The sequence below is a fragment of the Paraburkholderia mimosarum LMG 23256 = NBRC 106338 genome, assembly GCF_000739815.1.
Lineage (GTDB): Bacteria > Pseudomonadota > Gammaproteobacteria > Burkholderiales > Burkholderiaceae > Paraburkholderia > Paraburkholderia mimosarum.
Genome location: NZ_BBJJ01000001.1, coordinates 98,456 through 111,944, shown reverse-complemented (window position 1 = coordinate 111,944; position 13,489 = coordinate 98,456). Strand labels below are relative to the sequence as shown.

The 13,489-nt window shown below is 67.8% G+C and carries 12 protein-coding genes; 2 read left to right on the top strand and 10 right to left on the bottom strand.

From position 1 onward, the window contains the following. Positions 1-71: 71 nt before the first annotated feature. The 6 genes from BMI01S_RS00515 to BMI01S_RS00495 all read right to left on the bottom strand — a co-directional run bounded on the left by BMI01S_RS00515 (position 72) and on the right by BMI01S_RS00495 (position 6,904). The gene (locus BMI01S_RS00515; protein ID WP_154671126.1) at positions 72-2,624 is read right to left on the bottom strand and encodes a penicillin-binding protein 1A; all 2,553 of its coding nucleotides are present in this window, start codon (positions 2,622-2,624) and stop codon (positions 72-74) included. A 320-nt stretch (positions 2,625-2,944) separates the two neighbouring features. Further along, positions 2,945-4,156 carry a porin gene (locus BMI01S_RS00510; protein WP_028211118.1) on the bottom strand — a complete coding sequence of 404 codons (1,212 nt, stop codon included), beginning with the start codon at positions 4,154-4,156 and terminating at the stop codon, positions 2,945-2,947. 242 nt (positions 4,157-4,398) lie between these two features. Then, entirely contained in the window at positions 4,399-4,695 is a 297-nt protein-coding gene (locus BMI01S_RS00505) for a hypothetical protein (RefSeq protein WP_028211119.1), read from the bottom strand. 100 nt (positions 4,696-4,795) lie between these two features. After that, positions 4,796-5,410 carry a flavin reductase family protein gene (locus tag BMI01S_RS00500; RefSeq protein ID WP_028229776.1) on the bottom strand — a complete coding sequence of 205 codons (615 nt, stop codon included), beginning with the start codon at positions 5,408-5,410 and terminating at the stop codon, positions 4,796-4,798. Between the two features lie 176 nt (positions 5,411-5,586). Beyond that, a complete protein-coding gene (locus BMI01S_RS41800) occupies positions 5,587-5,742 on the bottom strand; it encodes a hypothetical protein (RefSeq protein ID WP_167334399.1) in 156 nt (51 codons plus the stop codon). Positions 5,743-5,947: 205 nt separating this feature from the next. Then, a complete protein-coding gene (locus BMI01S_RS00495; RefSeq protein WP_028229775.1) occupies positions 5,948-6,904 on the bottom strand; it encodes a hypothetical protein in 957 nt (318 codons plus the stop codon). 316 nt (positions 6,905-7,220) lie between these two features. On the opposite strand from BMI01S_RS00495, the gene BMI01S_RS00485 reads away from it, so the two are divergent. After that, a complete protein-coding gene (locus BMI01S_RS00485) occupies positions 7,221-8,297 on the top strand; it encodes an AGE family epimerase/isomerase (RefSeq protein ID WP_028229774.1) in 1,077 nt (358 codons plus the stop codon). 88 nt (positions 8,298-8,385) lie between these two features. On the opposite strand, the gene BMI01S_RS00480 is transcribed toward BMI01S_RS00485, so the two are convergent. Further along, positions 8,386-9,945, bottom strand: a complete 1,560-nt coding sequence (locus BMI01S_RS00480; RefSeq protein WP_028211123.1) for a methyl-accepting chemotaxis protein — start codon at positions 9,943-9,945, stop codon at positions 8,386-8,388. Positions 9,946-10,234: 289 nt separating this feature from the next. Between BMI01S_RS00480 and BMI01S_RS00475 the strand changes: the two genes are divergently transcribed. Continuing rightward, on the top strand, positions 10,235-10,678 hold the full coding sequence (locus BMI01S_RS00475) for a PaaI family thioesterase (RefSeq protein WP_028229773.1): 444 nt from the start codon (positions 10,235-10,237) through the stop codon (positions 10,676-10,678). Between the two features lie 88 nt (positions 10,679-10,766). On the opposite strand, the gene BMI01S_RS00470 is transcribed toward BMI01S_RS00475, so the two are convergent. From BMI01S_RS00470 to BMI01S_RS00460, 3 genes are all read right to left on the bottom strand, one after another. Further along, positions 10,767-11,615, bottom strand: coding sequence for an ureidoglycolate lyase (locus BMI01S_RS00470; protein WP_028211125.1), 849 nt, complete (start codon positions 11,613-11,615; stop codon positions 10,767-10,769). 109 nt (positions 11,616-11,724) lie between these two features. After that, on the bottom strand, positions 11,725-12,468 hold the full coding sequence (locus BMI01S_RS00465) for an SDR family oxidoreductase (RefSeq protein ID WP_028229772.1): 744 nt from the start codon (positions 12,466-12,468) through the stop codon (positions 11,725-11,727). A 156-nt stretch (positions 12,469-12,624) separates the two neighbouring features. Next, positions 12,625-13,488: an amidohydrolase family protein gene (locus tag BMI01S_RS00460; RefSeq protein WP_028229771.1), complete on the bottom strand. Its 864-nt coding sequence runs from the start codon at positions 13,486-13,488 to the stop codon at positions 12,625-12,627. Between the last annotated feature and the right edge of the window lies 1 nt (position 13,489).

Here is a 13,489-nt window from a genome sequence, read left to right as displayed (position 1 = left end):
CGTGTGCGGGGGCACGCGCCGCGCTCCCTGTGTGATCGCCGCCGCCCGAGGGGCAGCGGCGCGCCCGGCGTTCATTGCCCTTGCGGCTGCGCCACGGGCGGCGTGTAGCTCGCGCTCGCCCCCGATGTATCGGGTTCGGCCATATCGGGCGTCGGTGTCGGCGCCAGCGCCGGCTCCTGCGCCGGATAGGCCGGCTGCTGCGGCGCTTGCGCGGGCGGCGTGCTGGACGGGCCGATGATCGGCGGCAGCCCCATGATCGCGCGAGCGGCCGATTCTGCGGCCGCGGCCGAAGCGGCCGAAGGCGCCGATGCCATCGAAGGCGCCGATGTCCCGCCCGCCTCCGAGGCCGCGGAAGGCACGGATGCCGGTGCCGGCGCGCTCACGCGCGGCGGCGGCGCATGCCGCACCGGCGCGGCCGGCGGCGCCTCGCGTGTGCCGAACAGCTTGTCCATCCAGGCGCGCAGCTTTTCGCGGAAGGTCTCGAACGCGCCCGGCGTCACCTCGGTGTCGAAGCGTGCGCGCGAATCGACGATGCGCGAGCGCAGCGCACGCTGAAAGAAGTCGCCGACGATCGGCAGCGCGCTGCGCGCGCCTTGCCCCCAGTAGTCGTCGAGCGTCACGCGGCCGTCGTCGAAGCCCACCCACGCGCCCGCCACGAGTTGCGGGTTCATCAGGATGAACCAGCCGTCCGTGTTGCCCTGAGTCGTGCCGGTCTTGCCCGCCACGTCGCCGCGAATGCCGAAGCGCGAACGGATCGCCGCGCCCGTGCCGCGGTTGACGACGTCGCGCATCGTGTCGAGCAGCGTGCGGTCCGCTTCCGCCGAAAGCGCGCGCTCCGGCGAGGCGCTCTCGAACTGCGCCAGCACATTGCCCTTGCGGTCCTCGATGCTCGTGACCATGCGCGGCTCGAGGTACACCCCGTCGTTGGCGATCGTGCTGTACGCGGACACCATCTCCTTGAGCGTGACGGGGCTCGTGCCGAGCGCGAGCGACGGCACCGGTTCGAGCTGGCTGTCGCGCACGCCCATCGCGCGCGCGAGGCGCGCGACCTTGTCCGGGCCCACCGTCTGCATCAGCTGCGCCGTGATGCGGTTGCGCGAGAACGCGATCCCGTCGCGCAGCGTCATCGGGCGGTTGCTCGGCGGCACGTCGTCGGTCGGCTTCCAGATCTCGCCGCCCGCGAGCGCAATCTCCACCGGCTGGTCGATGAACGTGTCGCCCGGCTTCGCGCCCGCCGCGTACGCCGCGCCGTAGACGAACGGCTTGAACGTCGAGCCCGGCTGACGGCGCGCCTGCTGCACGTGGTCGAACGGCTCGTCGGTGAAGTCGCGGCTGCCTACCCACGCCCTGATCTGCCCGTTGCGCGGGTCGATGGCGAGGAAGCCCGCCTGCACGTCGGTCTTGCTCCTGCAGAGGCCGCGCATGAAGTCGCGGTCGGCGGCGAGATGCTTGAGCGCCTCGGCATCGCTCGCGCCCGCGTCGCGTGCGCGCTTGTAGTCCTGCGTCTCGCGCATGAATGTCGCGAACAGATCGTTGCTCGCCGTGCAGCCGTTGCGCCCGCTCCATGCGCCGTTCGCAATGCCCTGGAGCTGGTTCGCGTGCTGGCGCAGCGCGGCGCTCGCCATCTGCTGGAGCCGCGAATCGATCGTGGTGCGCACCACGAGACCATCGGAATAGATGTTGTAGTCGTTGCGGTCGGCCCACGAGATCAGCCACTTGCGCAGTTGCAGCGCGAAATGCGGCGCGGGGCCGGGCGGCTCCGTCTGACGCTCGAAGTCGAGGCGCAGCGGCTTCTTCGAGAGCGTGGCGTACTGCGCCGCGCTGAGCTTGCCGTACTTCACCATCTGGCCGAGCACGGTGTTGCGCCGCGCCAGCGCGCGCTCGGGGTTGATCACCGGGTTGTAGTAGGCGTTGCCCTTCAACATGCCCGTGAGCGTCGCCGCCTGCAGGACGTCCAGCTCATCGGCGGAAACGCCGAAGTAGGTGCGCGCCGCCATCTCGATGCCGTAGGCGTTGTAGAGGAACGGCACCGTGTTCAGATAGGTTTCGAGGATCTGCTGCTTGCTGTAGACGGCCTCGATCTTGAACGCCGTGATCGCTTCCTTGATCTTGCGCGTGAGCGTGGGCGCGCGGCCGATCTCGTCGGGATAGAGGTTGCGCGCGAGCTGCTGCGTGATGGTCGAGCCGCCCTGGCGATCGCCCGAGAACGTGTGCAGCGCGGCACCCGCCGTGCGCTTGAAGTCGATGCCGTGGTGCTCGTAGAAGCGATGGTCCTCGGTCGAGATCAGCGCGTCGACCATATGCGGCGAGATTTGCGAGAGCGGCACCCATTCGCGGTTCGAGGGCTTGAACTCGGCGAGCACCTTGCCGTCGGCCGAGAGGATCTGGGCCGGCTCGTCCACGCGCGCCTTGCGGATGTCGCCGATGCCGGGCGTAAACGGAATCAGCACGAGCACGTAGAGCACGACGAGCGCCGGCAGCGCGCCAACGGCCATCAGCACGCCGCGCCGCGTGGGGTGCCGCAGATGGTGCAGCGCGCGCGCGCCGAGCGGGCGCGCCAGCGCGCCAAGCCGCGCGGCGGCGGGCTTCAGGCGGAGAAAAGACATCGCGATTCGATCGCGGATCAGGGGCACGTAACGCTTCACGCGGGCAGGCAGGGTCGGCTGGCAAAGCGTGAATCGTACCAAACTCGGTGATGGCCCACGCCGGTCGCCCACGCCGGTCGCCCACGCCGGGCACTCCTTCCCTTCGCGTACCCGGCAGGAACGGGAACGAAGCCGCGGGATGACCGTGCCTTCGCCCCGTCAACAAATAGAAAGGCCCGCCGGGCGGCGGCGGGCCAATGAGCTTACCTGTAACGGAACTGCGATATCCCGCTACCGTCTCGCAGTCCAAACACAACGATTCACCCCGACGGCCTCAGGACAAGGGTTCTGACCGACGTTTAGAAGCGCGACAGAATACCGACGGCGCCCATCACCTGGTTGCTCGTCGCCGAATTGCCGCCAGCGTTGTACATCACTGCGGTGTTGTTGTGACCAATCGCGTGCTGGTACATCGCTTCGCCGTACACTTCCGTGCGCTTGGACAGCGAGTAGCGCGCAATCGCGTTGACCTGGTTCCACTTCGGATCGGTAGCGAAGCCACCCCGCGCGCCGCTCGCACCGTTCAGATGACCGTCCGTGAACGTGTCCATGAGGCCGAGCATGAGCGCCGGCGTCAGTGCGTACTTGACGTTCAGTTCGTAGTTGTCGAAGTGGGTCGAGCCGCTCAGCGGGTTCAGGCCGAACGCGGACGTGTTCTGGAACTGGCTGTGCGTGTAGACGAAGTTGACCGCCGCCGGGCCGAACGTGTAGCCGACGCCTGCACCGACCGTGCGCTGCACATCCGCCGTCAGATTGCCGGTCGAGATGCCGCCCACTGCGGTCGACTTGAACTCGCTCGGGTCAGCCGCGACGTTCTGGTTTGCTACGCTATTCGAATTGGCAGGCGTGCCCGCCGCGCCCGAGCCGTTGATCTGAAGGTACGCCGCAGCAAGACGCAGCGGGCCGTTGTTGTAGCTCGCACCGGCGCTGTATGCGCGCGACACGGTGAAGCTGGTGCTGTTGCTGAACGCGTACACGCCGCCGAACTTGAAGCCGGCGTAGTCGTTGCTCGTGAACTTCACCGAGTTGCTGAGGCGCACGGAATGCTGCAGGTTGTCGTTGTCGTAGACGTGCGCGAAGCCCGAGTCGCCGAACGGGCCCGCCGTGCCGGACAGCGGCGCGACGAAGTCCACCATCGAGTCATACTGGCGGCCCATCGTGAGCGCGCCGAACTGGCTGCTGCTCAGGCCGACATACGCTTGACGGCCGAACATGCGGCCGCCCTGGCCGAGCGCACCGTTGTTGACGTTGAAGCCGTTTTCGAGCACGAAGACCGCACGCAGACCGCCGCCGAGGTCTTCGCTGCCGCGCAGGCCGAAGCGGCTGCCGCTGATGTTGCCGCTCTGGAGTGCGACGCGGCCGCTACCGTGGCCGGGGGCACCGTTGGCAACGTTGTTCGTATAGGCGATGCCCGCATCGACCAGGCCGTAGAGGGTGACCGAGCTCTGCGCGTGGGCCGCGGACGCTGCGAACGCTGCGCAAACGGCGGCAGCAATGGAAATCTTCTTCATTGAAATTATCCCGATTTGCTTGGAAGGAAAGGAAACGCGGCGCTAGTGTAGGAGCGGAAATCCCGCCCCGCCTGGAACAAGCCATTCCGGGAAATGGAAGAATCTTTCACACGGCTGCAACAATCGCATTGCGATGCGCCTTCGCGGGCCAACCGGTAACCCTGGTAACAACCCTTATCGGTTTCGTTAAGTTGCGCTGGCGCAACAGCAGTCGCAGGTAAGGTCTTGGGGAACAGCTTCCGTCACAGGACCAGCGAAAGCGCGATCGATACCCACACGGCCGCAGCGCCGCAGAGGAATGCGCGGCGCGCGAGCAGAAAACGCGACTCGTCGTTGGGCTTCGCGGGCGAAGTCGCGAGCCAGGGCACGCTGCCGAGGCACGCGAAACCCGCGAGCGCGATGCCGACGACCACACGGTCGCCGATGTGCCAGGCCGAAGGCTCGTGCAGCCCCCAGTAGCCCAGCGCGATCATGCCGATGGAAAACATCGTCGAGGCGGCCGAGCTGAGCGCCACCACCGATCCTGTCGGAGATTGCATGGTTTGCCTCCCTGCGCGCCTCGCGCTGCCGGCCATTATCGGTGGGCGCGCGGGGCGCGGCAACGCTGCGGCGAGCGCCCGCGTGGCGGCCGGCAGGCGCTTACGCGCCCGGCCGCACCATCTGAAACATCTCGCCGATCTGCGCATAGTCGGCGCGATAGCCCGCGCGCATCACGGGCTGGGCCGCGTGCGTGTCGAACAGACCGTCCTTGAGAAATTCCGCGCGTATATGCACGCCCACCACCTGCCCCAGCGCGAGCCAGTTGTCCATGGGCGTGCCGTCGAGCGTGCTGAGCCGCACGACTTGCAGCAGCTTGCATTCGAGCGCGGCCGGCGACTCGGCCACGTGCGGCACGGCGACATTGCGCCCAGGCGCCGGCGTGAGGTCCGCGAGCGCGAATTCGTCGACGTCGGCGGCGACCGGCGCGGACGTGCGGTTCATCTTCGCTGCGAGCGACTTCGAAGTGAGGTTCCAGACGAACTCGCCGGTCTCCTCGATGTTGCTGATGCTGTCCTTGCGGCCTTCGCTGCAGAACCCGATGATCGGCGGAAAGGTGGCGAAGGCGCCAAAGAAGCTGTAGGGCGCCAGGTTGAGCACGCCGAGCGTCGACCGGCTGGAGATCCAGCCGATCACGCGCGGCGCGACGATCGCCTTGAACGGGTCATGCGGCAGACCATGGCCGCGGGCCGGGTCGTAGAAATGAGTAGTGGACATGATGGACGCGACGGATTCGATGCGGCCCACACTATCACACGAGCCGCGCGCAGCGCCTGCGCCTTCAAACGCAACGAGGCCGGCTCTGTTTCGAGAGCCGGCCTCGCTGGAAAAAGGCGGTCCGAGCGGAGAAACGCGTTGGGCGGCACGCGCCGCCCGAAGCGCTTCAGCTTCGATCAGTCACGCGGCATGCCGAACGGCATGTAGTGCGAGCGGCGAACGCGCTCGGCTTCGCGGTGGCGCGCTTCGTACGAGTACTCCGCATCCATCGGCAGATACGGCGACGCGAAGAGGTCACTCATCCTTTCGAACAGTGCGAGGATAAAGCTCATGGCGACTCCCAGTTGGGCTGCGATTAAGGGTTTTCCCTAGGACAGAAGCGATTATAGGGTTTTCCCTAGGATAACGCTAGTGCAATGCAGCAAAAAAACTGCGACGCGCCGCCGCACGCGGGCGCGCGCGGACGATGCGTTGCAGCAATGCAACGCATCGGGGTCTCGTATAGGGGTCGAGGCGGACGAAGCGCCGGTTGGGGGCTTAGTGGGCCGTTTTCGAGGCCGGCTTCTGGGCGTGGCGCGCGTGCGCCGGACGCGCCGCTGCACGGTGCGTGGCGGAGGGCGCCGGGGCGGCAACGCCGCGGGCCGGCGACGCTACCGGCGACTCGGCGACGGGGGCCGCAGCGGGCGGCGGCGCCGCGAGACGCCGCGTCAGGTCGTCGAGCGTGGATTGCTGCTTCAGGATGAACGCTTCGAGGCGCGCCTGCTCTGCGCGGGATTCGTTGGCGAAAGTGTCGAAACGCACCGATTGCGCGACACCAAAAACCACCGAAGCAAGCACCGCAGCGGTTGCCGCACCGAGCACCCATTTGAGTTGCCGCGAAGATGCCGCGGATATCTGGCGCTGCCCGGCGAGGGCACCATGTAGCGCATCGAGGCGCTGCGCCAGTGCGTCCGGCTGCGCGGCTTCGTGCTGCGAGAAGCCCGAGGGCTCGACGCGATCTGCGTCGCCAGCTGTCGGCGCGTCGGCCGGACGGGCCGGTAGCACCGTCTTCGTGAAAGCGGTGCCGGGCAACGCACTCGCACTCTCGTCCGGTGCGCCGAATGCAACTGGCGCCTCCTGCTGCGCCACGTCGGCAGCGGCAGCGGCGCGTTTGGGCCGCGGCGCCCGGCGCGCGGTCGTTGCGCCTGCAACGGCGCCCGCGGTCGCCGCGTCACCGGCGACACCCGCCTCCTCGCCGGCCGCCGCAGCAGCCTGCGCGGGCTCGGGCTCGAAGCCGCTCAGCGTTCCCTGACGCAAGCCGTCGTCGCCCTCGCCAGGCGGCGGCGTGCCCTTGTCGCCCGCCGGCTCGCCCGCAAGCGAATGCTCGTCGGCGGAAGAGAAGGCGGCGGGGGATTCGGGAGAGTCGAACGAAGGAGACGATGCGCCCTGCTTCGAAGGCGCGCTGCGCTCGGGGCGCGAGGGGCTCACGGATGCGGTGTCTGCGTAATCTGCCATGGGTCAGCGATGCGGTTCGCGTCGCGCTTCGGCCGGTCACAGCCGCCGCGCGACGTCCTCGTGTTCTGGTTCGAGCGCGCATTGTCGCATGCCGGAACGCCCTGTCCGCGACTGTCGTTCGACTTACCCGGCCTGCATCAGAACATCAGAACATTTCCGGCCAGGACCCGCTGACCGGAGGGTCTGCATCACATGCGTGCCTTGTCACGAAACGCCTTGGTACGGGGCACGCACGAATGATCCGCAGCTTTCGCTAGTGCGTACAATCGCCCGCATTGCACTTTCGTAGTGTTGCCGTCTTACGCACCCTCTCATCATGAACACACCCATTAGCGCAGCCGGCCTGCGCGAGCATTTCGACCGCATCGTCCTGCCGCTGTGGCGCGGCCCGGGCTTCAATCCGGACTTGCGTCTGCCCTATGAGGCACTCGACGCGGCCGGCTCCGGCCCGTTGCCCGTCACGCGTTATCGCGCGATGGCGTGCGCGCGCCAGCTGTTCGTCTTCTCGGAGGCGGGCGACGCCGCTCACGCTCAAACGCTCTTCGAAACGCTGCGCCACACTTTTCAGGACCCGGTGCACGGAGGATGGTTCTACAGCGTCGACGCCGCCGGCGCGCCGCTCGACACCACGAAGGACCTCTACACGCACGCCTTCGTGGTGTTCGCAAGCGCGGCCTACGGCCGGCGCTTCGCCGTCGGCGAGGCGCTCGACCTCGCGCGCGAAACGTCGTCGCTGATCGTCGACCGCTTCGCCGCGCGCGACGGCCTGCTCAACGCGGCGCTCGACGCGTCCTTCGCGAGCATCGCCGGCGGGCCGCTGCAGAATCCGCTCATGCATCTCACCGAAGCCTGGCTCGCCGCGAGAGAAGCGACCGGCGACGCCGCGTTCGATACGGCCATCACGCGTCTCGTCGAGGCGCTCACGCGCGGCTTCCTGCACGAGCCGACGGGCTGCATCGCCGAATTGCCGATCGGCGCGGCGGATAACCGCCTCGAGCCCGGACATCAGTTCGAATGGTTCTGGCTGGCTTCGCGCGCGGGGGCGCGGCTGGGCGCGTCGGGTCTGGACGAGGCGCTCGCGCGCGCCTTCGCCTTCGCGCAGCAGCATGGCGTGGATCCGCAAACGGGAGCGGTGGCGGCCGCGCTTGACGAACACGGCCGGGTGATCGATGCGACGCAGCGCATCTGGGCACAAACGGAATACCTGCGCGCGCTCGCCACGCACGGTGACGCCGCGGCGCTCGCGCCGCAGATCGCGCGCTTCGCGCCGCGCTTTCTCACGCCGCAGGGCTGGGTGGAATGCCGCAGCGCAGACGGCGCAGTGGCGCGCGCGGACATGCCGTCCACGACGCCCTATCACCTTTTGACCGCTTATCAGGGCATGGGCGTCTGAGGCGCAAGCCTCACGGAACGCCAAAGCGGGCGGGCGCCCTGGCCCGCCGCCGAGGCTACACGCTGGTCCGAGCCAACCCAGCGGCCCTTCAGGCCGCCAGCACGGCCGGCGAGATCTCGAACGCGGCAACGGCCTCGGAAAGCTGGCGAGTCTGCTGGTGGAGCGAAGCCGCCGCTGCCGCCGCCTCTTCGACGAGCGCCGCGTTCTGCTGGGTCATCTGGTCCATCTGCGAAACGGCCTGATTGACCTGATCGATGCCCGTGCTCTGCTCTAGCGACGAGGCGCTGATGCCCGCCATCATCTGCGTGGCTCGCGAAATCGAGTTCGACACGTCGCGCATGGCGTCGCCGGCGCGCTCCACGAGTTCCGAGCCGCCGCGAATCTGCGAAACCGACTCGCTGATGAGCGTCTTGATCTCCTTGGCCGACTGGGCGCTGCGCTGCGCGAGCCCGCGCACTTCGCCCGCCACGACCGCGAAGCCGCGACCCTGTTCGCCGGCGCGCGCGGCTTCAACGGCCGCGTTGAGCGCAAGAATGTTGGTCTGAAACGCGATGCCGTCGATCACGCCGATGATCTCCGCGATCTTGTCCGAGCTTTGCGCGATGCCGCGCATGCGCTCGACCACCTCGCCCACCACGGCGCCGCCGCGCGCGGTCGCGTCGAGCGCCGCCTCGGCCAGCGCGTTCGCCTCGCGCGCGTTCTCGGCCGTGTTGCGCACGGTGCCCGTGAGCTCCTCCATGCTCGCCGCCGTCTGCTCCAGCGAGGCCGCCTGCGATTCGGTGCGCGCCGAAAGATCGGCGTTGCCGGTGGCGATCTCGTCGGCGCCCACGTGGATCGAGCCCGCCGCCTCCCGCACCGTATGAACCGTGCGCGCGAGGCTCGACTGCATTAGCGCGAGACCATGGAACAGCCGGCCGATCTCGTTCTCGCCGCGCGCGGCCACGCGTTCGTCCAAACGCCCTTGCGCGATACGCTCGAAATGGCGGCCCGCTTCTTCCAGCGGCTCCACCACGCCGCGCCGCAGGGCGATATGTACGCCGGTCGCGAGCGCGATCAGCAGGATGAGCGTGAAGAGACCCACGCCCTGAAAGAGCGCGAGGCGCGAATCGATCGAATCGAGCGAGGCGCGGCTCGCCGCCGCGCTGAACTGCGCGAACGCGTGCAGCTCCGCGAGATAGGCGTCCTGGTACGACTGCGTCGGCTGGTCTAGGAACGCCTGCAGATTGTTGCCGTTGAGGTCGTCGATCAGCTCGCCGAGCGCCTTGCGGTACACCTGGTAGCGCTGCCCGAGCGCGGCGACGCGCGCGCGGTCGTCGTCGTTGATCGGCGGCACGTCCATGAGCGCCGCGAACGTGGTGTCGGCGGCGGCCAGCTGGTCGCGCGCGTGATTGACCATGTCGGCCGGAACGGTGCCCCCTCGCACCATGCGCGTGCCCGCGCGCGAGAGGTTGATGCGCGCGTCCATCAACTGCTGGGTGATGACGTTGGCGGCGCTCGCCTGGCGCAATGCGACTTTCGAAAGGTCGGCCACGTCGTCGTGCGTGCGCGTGAGCGACCAGTAACCAAGCCCTGCGGTCACGAGCTGCAATACACAGAACGCGACGAGGACACACAACAGGCCGGATGCGACCTTGATCTTGCTGAACAATTGGACACCTGCGATGGCAGTGAATAAGTGCGGCGCGAGCATGTGATCGCCCGGGCCCGCACTGCATTAACGGCCGCGCAAACGTTGTTTTGAGCCCCAAACCGTGAATAAATCGTGAAAAAACGCCCCAAAACGCGCAACGGATTATTTCCGAAATGATTCAGCGCAGATTTCGCGCACTTCTCACAACAATACGAGGGGACGACGTTCGATTCACCTTGACTCGGCCTTGCCGGGCTTCCTAGAGTGGTTAGGAAACCACTCGGGGATAGACCCAGGGAATGCGACGATGACAGATCTTGCGGATCGCGCGCGCGGCGCGTTGCATGCCCAGCCGTTCAGCATGCTGCTCGGCACGGAACTGACGCACGTGGGGACGGACGAGCTCACCCTGCGCCTGCCAGTCCGCGACGAGCTCAAGCAGCAGCACGGTTTCGTCCACGGCGGAGTGATCAGCTATCTAGCGGATAACGCGCTCACCTTCGCGGGCGCGCTCGCGCTGGGGCCAAGGGTCGTGACGGGGGAATACAAGATCAACTATCTGCGGCCGGCGCTCAAGGGCACGCTGATGGCGCGCGCCCGCGTGGTGCACGCGGGGCGCTACCAGGCGACCTGCCAGTGCAGCGTGTACGTGATGGAAAACGGCGACGAGCGGCTCATCGCGCTCGCGCAGGGAACGGTCAGCCGGATGGCGGAGAGCGGACCGCCGGACGAGAAAGACCAGCCGACTTGAGACGTTCGCGCCGCACGACAAACGCGCGAGGCGAAGCGGGTGTCCCCGCCTTCACTCGCGCGTTTGCGCGTGGGTGCGTCGGGCGCGCTTACTCGGCCGCGCGCGTCTTCTGCTGCTGCTCGCCCAGGCCCTCGATGCCAAGACGCACCGTCTGGCCCGGCTTCAGGAACACCGGGTTCGGCTTCACGCCCATACCCACGCCCGGCGGCGTGCCGGTGGAGATCACGTCGCCCGGCTGCAGGCTCATGCACGCCGAAAGGTACGAAACGAGCTTCGCGACCGTGAAGACCATCGTGCGCGTGCTGCCGTTCTGGTAGCGATGGCCGTCCACTTCGAGCCACATGCTCAGGTTCTGCGGGTCGGGCACCTCGTCGCGCGTGACGAGCCACGGGCCCGTCGGGCCAAACGTGTCGAAGCCCTTGCCCTTGTCCCACTGGCCGCCGCGCTCGATCTGCCACTCGCGCTCGGACACGTCGTTGACCACGCAATAGCCCGCCACATAGTCGAGCGCCTCTGCCTCGCTCACGTTCTTCGCGTGCTTGCCGATGACCACGCCCAGCTCCACTTCCCAGTCGGTCTTTTTTGAGCCGCGCGGAATCTCGATGTCGTCGTTCGGGCCGACGATGGCGCTCGTCCACTTGTTGAAGACGACCGGCTCGCCCGGCACCGGCATGCCCGACTCCGCGGCGTGGTCGGCATAGTTCAGGCCGATGCACACCATCTTGCCGATATGACCCACGCAGGGTCCGATGCGCGGATTGCCCTCGACGAGCGGCAGCGTTTCCGGATCGATCGAGCGCAGTTGCGCGAGACCCGCGTCCGAGAGCACATCGCCCGCAATGTCGGCCACGTTGCCCGAGAGCGCGCGAATGCGGCCCTGAGCGTCGAGCAGGCCCGGTTTTTCATGGCCCTTCGGGCCATAGCGAAGCAGTTTCATCGTCTGTGTTCCTTGTGTGTCTGTACGAAAAGTGCGCGAGGAATGCGCTGCTTCCGGTCGGTCAATGGGTAGTGCGGGTGCAGCTGGCTCGGCTGGATGTTGGGTCTAACTAGTTAGACCATCCGCCGTCGATCACATGCGCCTGGCCGGTCGTGAATCCCGATTCGTCAGAGGCGAGGTAAAGCGCGAGCGCCGCGATTTCCTCGGGCTTGCCCACGCGCCCCATCGGCTGGCGCGCGACGAATGCAGCGCGCGCCGCGTCGACGCTCGTGCCCTGCGCCGCGGCTTGCGCCGCGATACGCTCTTCGAGCGAGGGCGAAGCCACCGTGCCGGGGCAGATCGCGTTGCAGCGGATGCCGCGCGTGACGAAATCCGCCGCCACGGCCTTCGTCAACCCTACCACAGCCGCTTTCGACGCGCCGTACACGAAGCGGTTGGGCACGCCCTTCACGCTCGATGCCGCCGACGACATGTTGATGATCGAGCCGCCGCCCTCCTCCAGCATGCCGGGCAGGAAGGCGCGGATGGTCCGGTACATCGCCTTGGCGTTCAGATCGAACGCGAAGTCCCAGTCTTCTTCGCTTGCCTCCAGAATCGACCCCGCGTGGACGAAGCCCGCGCAGTTGAATAACACGTCGATCGCGCCCACTTCCTTCGCGAGCGCGGCGATCGCCGCGCCGTCGAGCACGTCGAGCTTGCGCGCCTCGACGGGCAGTGCCGCGAGCGCGTCGATGCGGATGTCCGTGGCGATCACGCGTGCGCCTTCGCGCGCGAACAGTTCGGCGGCCGCGTAGCCGATACCCTGGCCCGCGGCAGTGATCAGGGCCGTCTTGCCGGCCAGTCTTTGTACCATCTGCCACTCCGGTTGGATGCGCGGCACGGCGATACCCGGTATTGCAGTAACCGCCCCATGCCGCGATCGAGCGATGAAATCGCGGGAAGAAGTCGGGATGACGCAAGCGGCCATTATGGCCATGCAGGCGCGCCTCGTGGTGCTCGGGGGCGTTTTCTAACCGGCTGGCTGCGGCCCCAGCCGATAGAACGCCGCCGCGTTGCCGCCGAATACCGCCGCCCGCTCGTCTGCGCAAAGCGCGGCTGTGAGCCGTTGCGCGCTGGCGTGCCAGCGTTCGTAGTCGCCATTGAGATTGAGCACCGGCCAGTCGCTGCCCCACATCAAGCGTTGCGGGCCGAACGACGCGAGCAGATGCGCGACCCACGGCGCAAGCGTCGAATCGTCCCAGCCAGGCGCCGCTTCGGTCGCGAGCCCCGAGAGCTTGCAGTGGACCTGCGCAAACTGCGAAAAGCGCGTGATGGCCTGCGACCAGGCGGCGAAGCCGCTTTCGCCGCCAGCCGCGATTGGCGGCTTCGCGCCATGGTCGATCACCACGCGCAACGCCGGATGGCGCGCGATAAACGTCGCAAGCGCGCGCGCATGACGCGTGAAAACGAGCGCGTCGAAGGCGAGGTCGTGGGCGATGAGCGCATCGACGGCGCGCGCGGTATCGGCTCTCGCGATCCACTCGTCGTCGGGCAGGTCCTGGAGCATGGGCCGCACGCCGCGCAGCTTCGGCTCGCGCGCGAGTTCGGCGATCAGCGTGCCCGCGTGCGGATCGTCGAGCGGCACCCAGCCGACCACCCCCGCAATCGAAGGCTCGTTGCGCGCGAGATCGAGCAGCCAGCGCGTTTCCTCGACGGTGGGCGCGGCCTGCACGACCACCGTGCGCGCCACGCCGCACGACGCGCGCAACGGCGCGAGATCCGCCGGGCCGAACGCGCGGTAAAGCGCGGTGATGTCGGGCGTGAGCCAGCCGTAATCGCCGCGCGCGGGGTCCCAATAGTGCTGGTGGGCGTCGATTGGTTCGAACGTAGCCATG